Source organism: Sphingomicrobium arenosum, assembly GCF_026157085.1.
Lineage (GTDB): Bacteria > Pseudomonadota > Alphaproteobacteria > Sphingomonadales > Sphingomonadaceae > Sphingomicrobium > Sphingomicrobium arenosum.
This window is the reverse complement of record NZ_JANPVN010000001.1, coordinates 2,447,152-2,460,917: the sequence shown is the minus strand read 5'-3', so window position 1 is coordinate 2,460,917 and position 13,766 is coordinate 2,447,152. Positions and strand designations below refer to the sequence as shown.

Here is a 13,766-nt window from a genome sequence, read left to right as displayed (position 1 = left end):
GTCCCGCCCCCCCTTATAGATGCGCCCCCACACCAAGCGTGTGGCCCCTTCGTCTAGCGGTCTAGGACGTCGCCCTTTCACGGCGAAAACACGGGTTCGAGTCCCGTAGGGGTCACCATCCTTGGAAAACAAAAGCCGCTCCCATCCGGGGGCGGCTTTTTGCTTTTCAGCTCTTAACGGTCGGTCGATGCCAGCGGTTCGAGCGGGCGATTCATGAGGTCGGCGATGATGCCGCGCAGGTAATCGGCGAACTCGGGCTCCTGCCCCAGCACCTCGACGATCCGGACCATCGGCACCCACCCGTTCGCCCCGTTGACGAAGATCACCGCGCCATCGCGCGTATCGGGCGAGAAATAGACGAGCGCATTCTCACCGCTGTCGCTCCCGCTGTGGAAGACGACGTCATGGTTCCCATAATTGTTGACCTGCCAGCCCAGCGAATGCCCCGCCGCCTGCGGGCACACCGCCGTCACTTCCTCGCGGCAGCGATAATTTCCCTCGTCGAGCACCGAAGAACGGATGTCGCGCCGCATGGCGTGATTCTCGCGGTCCGCGATCACCCATTCGAGGAAGCGCCCGTAAGCCGGCACCGTGACGAGCAGATCGTCGGCCGCGCTGTCCGATTGGCCGCTCGACAGGTTCGAATTGGTCTCGGCGATCGAACTCCATTGCCCGTCATAACCCATCGGCCGGGCCAGATGCCCCTCCATCCACGGCTCGATCGCGCCCAGGGACATCTGCTCCACGTCGGCAGGACCCAGTACATATTCCCACGCCAGGTCGCGATAGGTCGCCCCGAGCGAGGCGGCCGCATATTGCGCCGCCATCTCGATCCCCGCGCCCGAATAGCCGAACTTTTCTCCCGGCGCGAAGTCGAAGGCCAGCTTGCCGTCCTCATATTGGTGCGGCCAATTGCGCAGCCCAGAGGTGTGCGCCAACAGGATACGCGGCGTCAGCGCGGCAAAGCGCGGATCGCCTGCCAGATCGTCGTGCGAAATGCGCTCGGCGATCGGTGCATCGAGATCGATATACTGCCGATCGTCGAGATCGATATAGAGTTCCGAGATCACCGTCTTGGCCACCGAGGCCGTGTTGAAGACGGTCTTCGCATCGACCGGCCGCCCCGGCTCCTGCTCGCCGAAATACCAGCTGTCTCGAACCTTGCCGTCCTCGATCATCGCGATGCCGATCCCCGCGACCTTCTCGTCGGCAATAAGCTGCGGTACCATCTGCTCGAGCATGGCCCCGGGCGACGTCGTCGCCGTCTCCTCGGCCACGGTCGCGCAGCCGCTCAACAAGAGTGCGCTTGCCAGGAGTGCCATCGTCTTCGTCATGTCGAAATGCCTTTCACTTTGCTCGATCACCGAAACAATCGAACCTCAGTCGAACCTGCGGATCATCACCAGATCGGTCTCGACCTTCTCGCCCACGGTAAAATCGATCGTGCCCGACCGCTCGAACCCATGCTTCTCGTAAAAGCGCATGGCGCGGCCATTGCCTTCCCAGACACTGAGGCCCAGTCGCTCGATCCCTTGCGCCCGCGCTTCTCCCAGCGCCCAGTCCATCAGCCCCGCACCCGCGCCGCTCCCATAAGCCGCGCGGCGCACGAAAATCTGTTTCAATTCGACATCGCAGTCGAAATCACCCGACGGCGGCCCCAGCTTACAATAGCCGATGAAATCCTCGTCTCGGGTCGCGACCTGGAAGCGATAGCGCTCGTCCTCCCACTCGCCGCGCACCGCGTCCGCGTCGAACACCTGCGACACGAAGGCGTCGAGATCCTCCGCCGTATATTGGTCGCCATGGCTCTCACGAAACGTCTCGGCGCCGAGCGCCGAAAGTTGCTCGATATCCTCGGCCTCGGGCGCGCGAAACCGCACCTCATTACCCTCGCTCATTCCTAACCCTTCGGCTCCACGATCAGATAAGTCACCACCGTCTCACCGACATTGACCACCTCGTGCCAGCGCGTGCCCTCGCTCGCATAGCTGCTCCCCGTCGCCAGCTCGACCTCGCGCGTTCCCTTATCATCGGTGATCCGCATCGTGCCGCCCGACAGGGCATAGCCGAAGTGCCGCGCATGATAATGTCGCTCATGCCCGACGCCCGGCGCAAAGGTGCAGCGCAGCACCCGCTGGTGCGCATCCTCGTGCAGCGCCTCGCACACCTTGTCGCCCTGCCACCCCGCCTCGAGCGGATCGGGCAAGGCGTCGGGTGCGGCGACCGGGTGCGCCGCGATGATTCCCAGCAGTGTCAGCATCCTAATGCGCGACCATCAATCCGATGGGGCAGTTCTTGAGCAGGCTGTGCGTCACCCCGCCGAACAATTTCTCGCCGAGCCGCGAGCTGCCGTACCCGCCGACCACCAGCAGCCCGGCGCCCTTCTCTTCAGCGAATTGCAAGAGCGCGGTCGACACCTTGCGATCGACTTCGGCGATGCGCGAATATTCCGCCTTCACCCCGTTGCGGCTGAGATATTCGAGCACGTCGGTGACGGGATAGAGCCCCGCGGGCACTTCCTCGCCGCGCTCGGTCACGCGCACGACATGCACCTCGGTCGCCTGCGCGATCAATTCCACCCCGCCGCGCACCGCATTGGCGACCTCGAAGCTGCCGTCCCAGCCGATCACGCACACCCCCTTGGGATCGAAACAGTCATGCTCGTCGCCGCGCAGGAACACGGGCGACACGCTGTTCATCAGCACATCGCCCAGAACCGTGATCGCGCTGCTCGCGCTGTCGCCGTTGCGCGGTATGCGGCCCGCCACGATGAGATCGGCGAGCGCCGCCTTGGTGACGATCTGCCCCGCCGTCGAGCCGGTGACGCGGACGTAATTCCAGCTCACGTCCTCGTTCGCCAGTTCGGCCTTCACTGCCGCCTCCAGCGCATCCTCGCCCGCATCGAAGGCGCGTTCGGCCGAGCGGTCGGGATCGATCCCGCCGAAGCTCTCGAACACCGCCGCCGCATCGGCCGAGGTGACGTGCAGCACTTCGAGATGCGCGCTCACCGCCCGCGCGATGGCAAGCGCCGTCTCGACCCGCTTGGCCACCGCGGGGTCGGCCTGGACGTGGAGGAGGATGGTTTTCATGCGGAGCCTTTCAAACGCTGTGCGTGCCAGCCGACATGGTCGGCCATGAAACTGGAGATGAAATAATAGCTGTGGTCGTAGCCCGACTGCCGCCTGAGGTTAAGCGCTATTCCAGCGCCTCCGCAGGCCGCCTCGAGCGCTTCGGGACAGAGCTGGTCGTGCAGGAACGGGTCCTCGGTGCCGACATCGACGAGCATTTCGCCGCGCCGCGCCCCGTCCTCGATCAGCGCCACCGCGTCATAGGCGCGCCAGTCCTGCTCGTCCTCGCCGAGATAGAGTTCGAACGCCTTCTTGCCCCACGGCACCTTCATCGGATGGACGATCGGTGCGAGCGCGGAGACCGAGCGCCACTTGCCCGGTTCGCGCAAGGCGGCGACCAGCGCGCCATGCCCGCCCATCGAATGCCCCATGATCGAGGCCGCGGCGAGGTCGACCGGGAAATGTTCGGCGACGAACGCGGGCAGTTCCTCGGTGACATAGGTCCACATCCGGTAATGGCGGTCATAGGGCTTTTGCGTCGCATCGACATAGAAGCCCGCGCCCAGCCCGAAATCCCAATGCCCCTTATTGTCGTCGGGTACCCCTTCGCCGCGCGGGCTCGTATCGGGCGCGACAAAGACGATCCCCGCCTTGGCGCAGGCCTCGCGAAATTCGCCCTTCTCGGTGACATTGGTATGGGTGCAGGTCAGCCCCGAGAGATAGAAGAGCACCGGCAGGCGCGTACCCTCGCGGTGCGGCGGAACGAAGACCGAAAAGGTCATGTTCGTCCCGGTCGCGCTGCTGGGATGGGCATAGACCCCTTGGCGGCCGCCATGGCTGACCCAGCTGTCGATCGTCTCGAGGCTCATCGGACCTGATATTCCTCCTGCGTCTTCAGCACGCCTGCGCGCATGACATGGGTGAGCGAACGAAACGCTCTTACCCCCTCGCGGGGATCCTCGGAAAGGACGAGAAGGTCGGCGACCTTGCCCGGCTCCAGCGTGCCGATCTCCGCTTCCATCCGCATCGCCTCCGCCGCCACGCGCGTGCCGGCCTCGATGATTGCAATCGGCGCGAGCCCGGCGGCTTCCATCGCCTCCATCTCCCACAGGATCGAGGGGCCATGGACGGTGAGCGGATTGCCCGCATCGGTCGACAGGACGATCCGCCCGCCCGCCGCCTGCACCGCGCGCAGATTGGCCTCCATCATCGCCCGCGCATAGCCATGCGCATAAGCGCGCTCGGCCAGCCGCTTGGCCTTGGGCAGGCGGTCCTCGCCGCGTTCGGCGCGCAGCGTCTCGACCTCCGCGATCCGCGCCAGCAGCGCCTCGTCGACGCAGCGATTGGGATCATCGACCTCGGCCGCCTCGCCAAAGGCGATGGTCTCGATGGTCCGCCCCCAATTGCGCGCCACGACCATCGTCGGGGCATAAAAGCTGCCCTGCCGCGTCAGGAGATCGAGGAATTCCGCATCGACCGGCGTATCGTCGACGCTATGCACCAGCATGGTCGCGCCCGCGCGAAGCGCCGCCTTGGCATCCTCGAGATCGGTCGCATGAACGATGAGCGGCAGGCCCGCCTCCCGCGCCGCCTCGCCCGCGACCATCAGCAGCTCGCGCAGCTCTTCCGCCCGATCGGGCTGGGGCCCAAGAAACCAAACCTTGACCGCGTCGGCCCCGATCGACTTGAGCCGCGCCACCCCGGCACGCACCGTGGCCTCATCGTCCATGGCAAGGAAGATGGGCTGCTCGGCCGATTGCTCGCCCACGTCCGCATGGGTGATGAGCGGCCCCGCCGAGCGCAGATGCACCCGGTCGGCACGCAAGGGCTCGCGCCCCTCGGTCTCGCTCACCGTCCACGGTCGCCCGCCGACATCATAGGCCGCGGTAATGCCCGAACACAGATAGGCCTGGTGCCAGCGCGCCGGGTTGGCGCGCAGCGCCGCCTGCGTCTCTTCTTCGGGGTAGGTTTCGGGAAAGGCCATGCCGTCCGGCCGCCCGTCGATCCAGCCCGTCTGATCGAAATGCACGTGCCCGTCGATCAGCCCCGGCGTCACGAACCGTCCTGCGACGTCCACGACCTCGGCCCCCGCACCGTCGCACGCGCCGCGCGCCCCGACACAGGCGATGCGCCCCTCCTCGACGACGATCACGCCATCCTCGATCACGCCGCCGCGGCCATCGATGATGGTGGCACCGTCGAGCAGCTGCGGCGCGGCTTGCGCAGCGGACGCACCGCCGAGCAGCGCGCTCAGCGCGAAGAGGCGAACCGCCCTCATTTCTGGCGCGGCTTGCGATAGAGACCGCACAGCTTGTTGCCGGCGGGATCGCGCAGATAGGCGAGATAGAGTTCGCCAAACGGATTGTCGCGAAGCCCCGGCGGGTCCTCGATCGCGGTGCCGCCCGCGCCCACGCCCGCCTCGTGCCACGCATCGACCATCGCCTCGCTCTCGCAGGCGAAACCGATCGTCATGCCGTTGCCGCAGCTCGCGGGTTCGCCGTCGATCGGCTTGCCGAGCATGAACACCGACCCGTTGTGGATCCAGCTCGACCGCCCCTTGTCGTCGGTCATGCCGGGCCTGCCCCCGATCGCGCCGAACAGCGCGTCATAAAAGAATTTCGATTTCTCGAGGTCGTCGGCCCCGACCATCACGTGACTGAACATGCTCGCTCTTTCTCCTAGGCTTCGACCGCCTTGGTGGCGGTGGCTTCATCGCCGGTGTTGGGGGATCCCGCCGGGTCCATCATCATGAGCTTGACCTCGCCATGGCGCGCGGCCGGACGATGATCGGTCCGGGCCGGAATGACCAGCAACTGGCCCGGCTGCATCACCTCGACGTGATCACGAAAGGCGACTTCCAATTCGCCCTCGATCACGAAGAACAGTTCTTCATGGTCGTGGCGGTGCCAGTCGAATTCGCCGTCGAGGCGCGCGATGCGCACTTCATGCCCTTCATAGCGCCCGACGATGCGCGGCGCCCATGTCTCGGTGAAGGTCGCATATTTCTGCGCCAGATCGACCGCCTTCGGCATCAATAGACCACCACGCTGCGGATCGACTTGCCCTCATGCATGAGGTCGAACCCCTTGTTGATCTCGTCCAGGGTCAGGACATGCGTGATCATCGGGTCGATCTCGATCTTGCCGTTCAGATACCAGTCGACGATCTTGGGCACGTCGCTGCGCCCCTTGGCACCGCCGAACGCAGTCCCCTTCCACGTCCGCCCCGTCACCAGCTGGAAGGGCCGCGTTGAAATCTCCGCGCCGGCAGGCGCCACGCCGATGATGACGCTCGTCCCCCAGCCCTTGTGGCAGCATTCCAATGCCTGCCGCATGACATCGACATTGCCCGTCGCATCGAAGCTGTAATCGGCGCCCCCGCCGGTCAGCTTGTAGATCGCCTTGCCGAGGTCTTGCGTCTTGGTCGGGTTGAGGAAGTCGGTCATGCCGAAGCGGCGGCCCCATTCTTCCTTCTCGTCATTGAGGTCGATGCCGACAATCTGCCGCGCGCCCGCCATCTTCGCGCCCTGGATGACGTTCAATCCGATACCGCCCAGCCCGAAGACGACGACGCTCGATCCTTCCTCGACCTTGGCGGTGTTGAGCACCGCGCCGATCCCCGTCGTCACCCCGCAGCCGACATAGCAGGCCTTGTCGAAGGGCGCTGATGCGTCGATCTTCGCCACCGCGATCTCGGGCAGCACGGTAAAATTCGAAAAGGTCGAGCAGCCCATATAATGGTAGATCGTCTCGCCCTTGTACGAAAACCTGCTGGTCCCGTCGGGCATGACCCCGCGCCCCTGCGTCGCACGCAGCGCCTCGCACAAGTTGGTCTTGCCGCTCGTGCACATCTTGCACTTGCCGCATTCGGGGATGTAGAGCGGGATGACATGGTCGCCGGGCTTCACCAGCGTGACCCCCGGCCCGACCTCGCGCACCACCCCGGCGCCTTCATGCCCGAGCACGCAGGGGAACAGCCCCTCGCTGTCAAACCCGTCCAACGTATAGGCGTCGGTGTGGCAAATGCCCGTCGCCATGATCTCGACGAGGACCTCGCCTTGCTTGGGTCCCTCGAGATCGAGCTCGACCACTTCGAGCGGCTGTTTTTCGGCAAAGGCCACGGCGGCACGGGTTTTCACGAAAGTCTCTCCTGGTGGGGTGGTGGTGGGGCGCGCCGTCGCCTAGCTACGCGACGGATAGATGCCCTGCAGCGCGATGCACCAGTTGAGCACCACATAGGGCGGCATGTTGTTCATCGCCTCGGGGCTCGCCGCTTCCTCGCTCTGGGCAGGGCGATTGGGTCGCTCGCGCCCCTCGCGCACCGGCACGCCGGGACGGATCGTCTCCTCGAGCCCGCCGGTCTGTCCGATCGGACGGTTCTGCAGCCCCGGGCCATTGCCCTGGTGCAGCGCGACCCGCCCGCGCATGTCGGGCAGCGCGAAGGTCGTGCGCCCGTCGCCGCCATAGGTCGTGCCGAGCAGCGAGAAGAGCGCCTGGTTCTGGTTGATCGGCAACAATTGCCCGTCCATCCGCGCCCAGCCGCGCGGGCACCAGTTGAACCCGACGGTCCGTACCTCGCCGATAAAGGCTTCCTGCGCCGCCGCCGGTGCCGGCAGTGCCGCCGCGCCCGCCATCATCGCCGCGCCCGCAATCGTCATCCTTGCATAGCCCATCATGCTTCTCCCTCTGTTCGCCCTCGCCGATCGCTAGGCGGCGACGGCCTCGCGCTCATTGTCTGCCCAAGTCGCCTTGCTGACAAGCCAGATCGCCGCCCATGCCGCGATGAACCCCGGCACCATCTCGTAGATGATGCCGACGTCGAGCGCGATCCACGCCATCACGACTGCCGCGCCGGTCACGAGGCCCGCAAGCGCGCCCGCACCCGTCATCTTCTTCCACGTCAGCGACAGGATGATGAGCGGCCCGAACGCCGCGCCGAAGCCCGCCCAGGCATTGGCGACGAGGCCGAGCACCTGGCTGTCGGGATCGGACGCGATGACGATCGCCACCAGCGCCACCAGCGCCACGCAGATCCGACCCACGTTCACGCTCTCTCGCTCCGATGCCTCCTTGCGCAGGAACAGCTTGTAGAAATCCTCGGTCAGTGAGGACGACGCCACCAGCAGCTGTGAGGAAATCGTCGACATGATCGCCGCCAGCAATGCCGCCAGCAGGAAGCCGGTGATAAGTGGGTGGAACAACAGGTTCGCGAGGATGATGAAGATCGTTTCCGGATCCTCGACGAGGATGCCGTTGCGTTCCGCAAAAGCGCGCCCCGCGATACCGATGCCGATCGAGCCGACCAGCGCGACCCCCATCCACGTCATGCCGATCGCCCGCGCCGGCTTCACCTTCTCGACCGTGTCGATCGCCATGAAACGCACGATGATGTGGGGCTGGCCGAAATAACCCAGCCCCCAGGCCATCAGGCTGATGAAGCCGATGACCGTCAGCCCGTTGAAGGGATCGAGGAAGCCCGCCACCGGCACGTCGGCGATGCTCCCGCCGCCTTCGCCGCCCGCACCGAACATCACGACCAGCGGCATCGCCACCAGCGCGATGACCATGATCAGGCCCTGCACGAAGTCGGTCAGGCTGACCGCGAGGAAACCGCCGACCATCGTGTAAGCGAGCACCACCAGCGCGGTGATCCAGATACCGGTCATATAATCGCTCATGCCCAGCCCCGGCAGCAGCCCGGCGAAACTGGTCTCGAACAGCTTGCCGCCGCCGACCAGCCCGGCGGCCGTATAGACCGCGAAGAAGGTGACGATGATCAGCGCGCTCGCCACCCGCAACGCCACCGCCTTGTCGGGAAAGCGATTGGCGAGGAATTCGGGAATGGTCAGCGCATTGCCATAGGCTTCGGTCTGCGCACGCAGCCGCGGCGCGACGATGATCCAGTTGGCGAGCGCGCCGAGAAACAGGCCGATGCCGATCCACGCCTCGACCAGCCCCGCGGCATAGAGCGCGCCGGGCAGGCCGAGGAGCAGCCAGCCCGACATGTCGCTGGCCCCCGCCGACAAAGCCGCCACCGCGGGCGGCAGGTTGCGCCCGGCAAGGAGATAGCCCTCGCTCGTATCTGTACTCTTCTTCCAGGCCCACAGGCCAATGAGGATCATGCCGACGAAATAGGCGGCGAGCGAAATCAAGGTTCCTGTCTGCATGCGCGCGAGGCTAGGGAGCGGTCCGACCTGCGTAAAGTCCCGTCTTTTCGACGAGCGGATGGCGGCTGTCTTGCATAGGCGATACGGGCTGCCTAGCCTCCTGCTCACGACCATCACGTCAGACAGGGGACCATCCGACCATGCGCAAGACCCACATCATCCTGCTCGCCGGCGCCGCCGCGCTCGCACCGATCGCCGCCGCCAGCGCCGCTGCCGCCGCCGCCGACCACCATGCCGAAGCCACCGAAGTGCCGCGCTATTCGGCCGAGCAGTTCTTCGAGAGCAAGAGCTATGGCACGGCCAGCAGCTGGGCCCGCAACTTCACCACGGACGGCAACCGCTTCCTGATGCGCTCGGACGAGAGCGGGGTGCACAATATCTATCTCATGTCGATCGATGGGCGCGAGATGACGCAGCTAACCTTCTCCGAGAAGAGCCCGGTCTATCCGGTCGGCTTCTTCCCCGACGATGACCGCATCCTCTTCACGGGCGATACGGAGGGCAATGAAATCTACCAGCTGCGCGTGCGCGAGGAAGATGGCAGCATCACCACGCTCGTCGATCTCCCCGAAGCGCGCAGTTCGGCGGCCGGCTGGAGCGAGGACGAGAAATTCCTCTACGTCACCAGCAACGAACGCGACGCGTCCGCCAACGACCTCTACGTCGTCGACATCGCCGACTATTCGCGCGAACTCTTGTTCCAGAACCCCGGCGGCTACAACCTCGGCGCGTTCAGCGACGATGCCCGCTATATCGTCCTCACCAAGAACAATAGCTCGTCCGATACCGACCTCTATCTCGTCGACCTTCAGAGCGAGGATCGCACGCCGGTGCTGATTACCGATTTCCCCGGCAACACCTCGAACAGCAGCTACGGCTTCGATCCCGACAGCACGACCCTCTTCTATGGCACCGACGCCCATGGCGAATTCCGCCAGGCCTGGGCCTATGATCTCGCCAGCGGCACGCATCGTCCGGTCTACGAGGCCGATTGGGACGTCACCGGCTACGGCTTCACCGCCGATGGCCAATATATGTATCGCAGCATCAACGAAGACGGCCTCGGCAAGATCGAATATCTCGATGCGCAAACGGGCGAGGTCATCGACTTTCCCGGCCTGCCCGAAGGCGATTTCGGCAGCGCCCGCTTCGATGACGAACGCGGCCGCGTCATCGTCTCGCTACGCTCGGAAACCTCGCCGACCGATCTCTATCTGGTCGACCGCAATGCGGGCACCGCGACCCGGCTCACCAGCGCGCTCAACCCCGCGATCGACGAAGCGCATCTCGTCGCGGGCAAGATGGTGCGGTTCGAAAGCTATGACGGGCTCGAGATCCCCGGCATGCTTTACCGCCCCAAGGGCGCCAGCGCCGCCAATCCCGCGCCCGCCGTCGTCCTCGTCCATGGCGGCCCCGGCGGCCAGACCGGCTATGGCTACAGCGCGCAGATCCAGCATCTCGTCAATGCGGGCTATGCCGTCTACGGCATCAACAACCGCGGCTCCTCGGGCTATGGCAAGACCTTCTTCCACCTCGACGACAAGAAGCATGGCGAGGCCGATCTCGACGATGTCGTCGCCGCGGCCGCGTGGCTCAAGTCATTGGACTGGGTGGCCGATGATCGCATCGCCATCATGGGCGGCAGCTATGGCGGCTACATGACCGCCGCCGCGCTCGCGTTCCGCCCCGAGGTGTTCGACGCGGGCATCAACATCTACGGCGTCACCAACTGGCTACGCACACTCGAATCGATTCCCGCCTGGTGGGGTCCGCAGCGCGCCAGCCTCTATGACGAGCTGGGCGATCCGGCGACCGATAGCGACCGCCTGCGCGCCATTTCGCCGCTGTTCCACGCGTCCAACATCGTCAAGCCGCTCTTGGTGGTGCAGGGCGCCAACGACCCGCGCGTCCTCCAGGCCGAGAGCGATGAACTGGTCGCCGCCGTGCGCGCCAATGACGTGCCCGTCGAATATCTCCTGTTTGAGGACGAGGGGCACGGCTTCCGCGTCAAGTCGAACCAGATCGAAGCGAGCGACGCCTACGTCCGCTTCCTCGACGAGCATATCGGCACCGACTGAGCAATCAGTTTCAGCCAAGAAAAAGGGGGAGCCCGGCCCTGCGCCGCGCTCCCCTTTTTCATGTCGCCGCGCCTAGCGCGCCGGCGCGCGCTTCCAGCCCATCCAGCACAAAGTGAGCATCACCACATTGCCGACAAGGTCGAGCAGCCCGACCTCGTTCAAGAGCGGCACGACCGCATAGAAATAATAGTTGAAAGCGAAGAAGGGGATGAGCGCGATCCCATAGGCGAGGAACGTCGTCCTGGTGAAGCGCGCGAACCAGGCGAACAGCCCCGAGATACAGGCCTGCGCCCCGAAACAGCCCATCGCGAACACCGCCAGCGGGTCGTCCGTCCGCCATCCCTCGCGCACCGCCAGCTCGATCACCGAGGCGGGCGCCAGCAAGAGCCAGCCGCCGAGCACGAAGAAGACGCTGGCGATCAGCCGCTGGATGACGAGCGGGCTCATTCGAATTCGACGATGACCTCGTCGACCTGAAGGCTCGCGCCCTCCGGCACCGGCACGGCCTTGACCGTCCCCGCCTTCTCGGCGCGCAGGATATTCTCCATCTTCATCGCCTCGACCACCGCGAGCGGCTGCCCCGCCTCGACCTTGTCGCCCTCGCCGACGTGCAGCTTGGTCAGGAGCCCCGGCATCGGCGCCATCAGAAAGCGCGACAGGTCGGGCGCCACCTTCTCGGGCATGTGCGGGAGCAGGTCGGCGACATGGCGCGGCAACACGCGCGCATGATGCCGCGCGCCGCGCGTCACCATCTCGAACCCGCGGCCATTGTGATGCACCTGCACGATCCGGCGGCGGCCGTCGCAATCGGCATCGAGCAGCGACTGGCCCGGGGTGAAGTCGGCGATCACCGCGACCGTCTCCTCGCCCACGGTGACGATCGTCTCGCCCTCCTGCGGATCGACGCTGATGTCGTGCCGTGCGCCATCGAGGATCACCGCCTGGTGCATCGAGGGATAGACCGGCTCGCCCAACTGCCCGTCGATGAGGCTCATCCGCGTCTCGTGGGTCATCCCGACGATCGCGGCGAGGGCGACGAGGTCGGTCCGCAGCTGCTCATCGGTCGGCGCGCCCTCGAACCCCTCGGGATATTCCTCGGCGATGAAGCCCGTCGTGATCTCGCCCGAGCGGAAGCGCTCGTGCTGCAACAGCGCCGAGAGGAAGTCGATATTGTCCGCCAGCCCTTCGAGCTCGAAGGCGTCCAGCGCTTCGACCGCGAGATCGATCGCCGCCTCGCGGTCCGCGCCATGGGTGATCAGCTTGGCGATCATCGGATCGTAGAACATGCTGACCTCGCCGCCCTCGGCGACGCCGTCGTCGACGCGCACCACGCCCTCGTCCGAGCGCTCTTCGTGCGGCGGCGAATAGGTGGTCAGCCGCCCGGTCGAGGGCAGGAAGCCGCGATAGGGATCCTCGGCATAGACGCGCGCCTCGATGGCCCAGCCGTCATAGGCGATCTCGTCCTGCGAAAAGGGCAGCTTCTCTCCGTAAGCGACGCGGATCATCTGCTCGACGAGGTCGACCCCGGTGATCTCCTCGGTCACCGGATGCTCGACCTGGAGCCGGGTGTTCATCTCGAGGAAGTAGAAGCTCTCGCCCGTGGTATCCTTACCCGAGACGATCAGTTCGACCGTGCCCGCCGAATGATAATCCACTGCGCGGGCCAGCGCGACCGCCTGTTCGCCCATCGCCTTGCGCATCTCGGGCGTGACGAAGGGCGAGGGCGCTTCCTCGATCACCTTCTGGTGGCGCCGCTGGATCGAACATTCGCGTTCGCCCAGGTAGACGATGTTGCCATGCTTGTCGCCGAGCACCTGAATCTCGATGTGGCGCGGCTGCTCGATGAACTTCTCGATGAAGACGCGATCGTCGCCAAAGCTGTTCAGCCCCTCGCGCTTGGTCGCCTCGAAGCCGTCGCGCACGTCCTGTTCGCTATAGGCCAGCCGCATTCCCTTGCCGCCGCCGCCCGCGCTCGCCTTCATCATCACCGGATAGCCGATGTCATTGGCGATCTTCACCGCTTCCTCGGTATCGGCGATCTCGCCGAGATAGCCGGGCACGACGTTCACGCCCGCCTCGCGCGCCAATTTCTTGGATTCGATCTTGTCGCCCATCGCCGCGATCGCGGGGGCCGGCGGTCCGATGAAGGCGATGCCGGCGGCATCCAGCGCCTCGACGAAGCTCGCGCGCTCGGACAGGAAGCCATAGCCCGGATGCACCGCCTCGGCGCCCGTCTCCTTGCACGCCGCGATGATCTTGTCGGCGACAAGATAGCTTTCCGCCGCCGCCGCCGGACCGATGTGCACCGCCTCGTCGGCCATCGCCACATGCGGCGCCTTGGCATCGGCGTCCGAATAGACCGCCACCGTCGCGATCCCCATCTTCTTCGCCGTGCGCATCACCCGGCAGGCGATCTCGCCGCGATTGGCGATCAGGATCTTCTTGAACATGCGG

Annotated in this window: 14 protein-coding genes and 1 tRNA gene; 2 read left to right on the top strand and 13 right to left on the bottom strand. The window is 65.5% G+C overall.

Annotated features, from left to right (window positions below; translation table 11 throughout):
* Window positions 1-42: 42 nt before the first annotated feature.
* Window positions 43-118: transfer RNA gene (locus NUW51_RS12295), tRNA-Glu, on the top strand.
* A gap of 55 nt (window positions 119-173) precedes the next feature.
* Here NUW51_RS12295 and NUW51_RS12290 read toward each other — a convergent pair.
* From NUW51_RS12290 to putP, 11 genes are read right to left on the bottom strand one after another with little or no spacing between them, the layout of a single operon-like run.
* On the bottom strand, window positions 174-1,334 hold the full coding sequence (locus tag NUW51_RS12290) for a serine hydrolase domain-containing protein (RefSeq protein ID WP_265587805.1): 1,161 nt from the start codon (window positions 1,332-1,334) through the stop codon (window positions 174-176).
* A gap of 45 nt (window positions 1,335-1,379) precedes the next feature.
* Window positions 1,380-1,898, bottom strand: coding sequence for a GNAT family N-acetyltransferase (locus NUW51_RS12285; RefSeq protein ID WP_265587804.1), 519 nt, complete (start codon window positions 1,896-1,898; stop codon window positions 1,380-1,382).
* 2 nt (window positions 1,899-1,900) lie between these two features.
* Window positions 1,901-2,260, bottom strand: a complete 360-nt coding sequence (locus NUW51_RS12280; RefSeq protein ID WP_265587803.1) for a cupin domain-containing protein — start codon at window positions 2,258-2,260, stop codon at window positions 1,901-1,903.
* 1 nt (window position 2,261) lies between these two features.
* On the bottom strand, window positions 2,262-3,089 hold the full coding sequence (locus NUW51_RS12275) for a universal stress protein (protein ID WP_265587802.1): 828 nt from the start codon (window positions 3,087-3,089) through the stop codon (window positions 2,262-2,264).
* Window positions 3,086-3,937 carry an S-formylglutathione hydrolase gene (fghA, locus tag NUW51_RS12270; protein WP_265587801.1) on the bottom strand — a complete coding sequence of 284 codons (852 nt, stop codon included), beginning with the start codon at window positions 3,935-3,937 and terminating at the stop codon, window positions 3,086-3,088. Before fghA ends, NUW51_RS12275 begins: the two co-directional genes overlap by 4 nt.
* The gene (locus NUW51_RS12265) at window positions 3,934-5,346 is read right to left on the bottom strand and encodes an amidohydrolase family protein (RefSeq protein WP_265587800.1); all 1,413 of its coding nucleotides are present in this window, start codon (window positions 5,344-5,346) and stop codon (window positions 3,934-3,936) included. The genes fghA and NUW51_RS12265 overlap by 4 nt, the downstream gene beginning before the upstream one ends.
* Complete coding sequence (locus NUW51_RS12260; protein ID WP_265587799.1) at window positions 5,343-5,732, bottom strand: VOC family protein; 390 nt, start codon at window positions 5,730-5,732, stop codon at window positions 5,343-5,345. Before NUW51_RS12260 ends, NUW51_RS12265 begins: the two co-directional genes overlap by 4 nt.
* Window positions 5,733-5,746: 14 nt before the next feature.
* On the bottom strand, window positions 5,747-6,100 hold the full coding sequence (locus tag NUW51_RS12255; protein WP_265587798.1) for a cupin domain-containing protein: 354 nt from the start codon (window positions 6,098-6,100) through the stop codon (window positions 5,747-5,749).
* A complete protein-coding gene (locus tag NUW51_RS12250) occupies window positions 6,100-7,206 on the bottom strand; it encodes an S-(hydroxymethyl)glutathione dehydrogenase/class III alcohol dehydrogenase (protein ID WP_265587797.1) in 1,107 nt (368 codons plus the stop codon). The genes NUW51_RS12255 and NUW51_RS12250 overlap by 1 nt, the downstream gene beginning before the upstream one ends.
* A 42-nt stretch (window positions 7,207-7,248) precedes the next feature.
* Window positions 7,249-7,743: a phage tail protein gene (locus NUW51_RS12245; RefSeq protein WP_265587796.1), complete on the bottom strand. Its 495-nt coding sequence runs from the start codon at window positions 7,741-7,743 to the stop codon at window positions 7,249-7,251.
* A gap of 30 nt (window positions 7,744-7,773) precedes the next feature.
* The gene (gene putP, locus NUW51_RS12240) at window positions 7,774-9,234 is read right to left on the bottom strand and encodes a sodium/proline symporter PutP (RefSeq protein ID WP_265587795.1); all 1,461 of its coding nucleotides are present in this window, start codon (window positions 9,232-9,234) and stop codon (window positions 7,774-7,776) included.
* Between the two features lie 140 nt (window positions 9,235-9,374).
* On the opposite strand from putP, the gene NUW51_RS12235 reads away from it, so the two are divergent.
* Window positions 9,375-11,312, top strand: a complete 1,938-nt coding sequence (locus NUW51_RS12235; protein ID WP_265587794.1) for a S9 family peptidase — start codon at window positions 9,375-9,377, stop codon at window positions 11,310-11,312.
* Window positions 11,313-11,384: 72 nt separating this feature from the next.
* On the opposite strand, the gene NUW51_RS12230 is transcribed toward NUW51_RS12235, so the two are convergent.
* Both NUW51_RS12230 and NUW51_RS12225 read right to left on the bottom strand, forming a co-directional pair.
* Window positions 11,385-11,759: a hypothetical protein gene (locus NUW51_RS12230; RefSeq protein WP_265587793.1), complete on the bottom strand. Its 375-nt coding sequence runs from the start codon at window positions 11,757-11,759 to the stop codon at window positions 11,385-11,387.
* Complete coding sequence (locus tag NUW51_RS12225) at window positions 11,756-13,762, bottom strand: acetyl-CoA carboxylase biotin carboxylase subunit (protein WP_265587792.1); 2,007 nt, start codon at window positions 13,760-13,762, stop codon at window positions 11,756-11,758. Before NUW51_RS12225 ends, NUW51_RS12230 begins: the two co-directional genes overlap by 4 nt.
* Window positions 13,763-13,766: the final 4 nt, after the last annotated feature.